The sequence below is a fragment of the Bacillus sp. EKM202B genome, assembly GCF_011066025.1.
GTDB lineage: Bacteria > Bacillota > Bacilli > Bacillales > Bacillaceae_G > Bacillus_A > Bacillus_A toyonensis.
Genome location: NZ_JAAMNK010000114.1, coordinates 1 through 336 on the forward strand (window position 1 = coordinate 1; position 336 = coordinate 336).

Here is a 336-nt window from a genome sequence, read left to right on the forward strand (position 1 = left end):
ATGGTGAGCCATGAAGGATTCGAACCTTCGACCCTCTGATTAAAAGTCAGATGCTCTACCAACTGAGCTAATGGCTCGTACAATTAAAAACTGGTGCCGACTAGAGGACTTGAACCCCCAACCTACTGATTACAAGTCAGTTGCTCTACCAATTGAGCTAAGTCGGCTAAATGGTGGAGGATGACGGGATCGAACCGCCGACCCCCTGCTTGTAAGGCAGGTGCTCTCCCAGCTGAGCTAATCCTCCATTTGCCTGGCAACGTCCTACTCTCACAGGGACAAGGTCCCAACTACCATCGGCGCTAGAGAGCTTAACTTCCGTGTTCGGTATGGGAA

At 50.9% G+C, this 336-nt stretch carries 3 tRNA genes and 1 rRNA gene; all 4 read right to left on the minus strand.

Annotated elements, in window-relative coordinates:
• Position 1: 1 nt before the first annotated feature.
• Positions 2 to 77, minus strand: a tRNA-Lys gene (locus G9F74_RS29575).
• Between the two features lie 14 nt (positions 78 to 91).
• Positions 92 to 167, minus strand: a tRNA-Thr gene (locus G9F74_RS29580).
• A gap of 4 nt (positions 168 to 171) precedes the next feature.
• Positions 172 to 247 (minus strand) — tRNA-Val (locus G9F74_RS29585).
• Between the two features lie 4 nt (positions 248 to 251).
• Positions 252 to 336: ribosomal RNA gene (gene rrf, locus G9F74_RS30725) — 5S ribosomal RNA — on the minus strand; the annotation flags it as partial.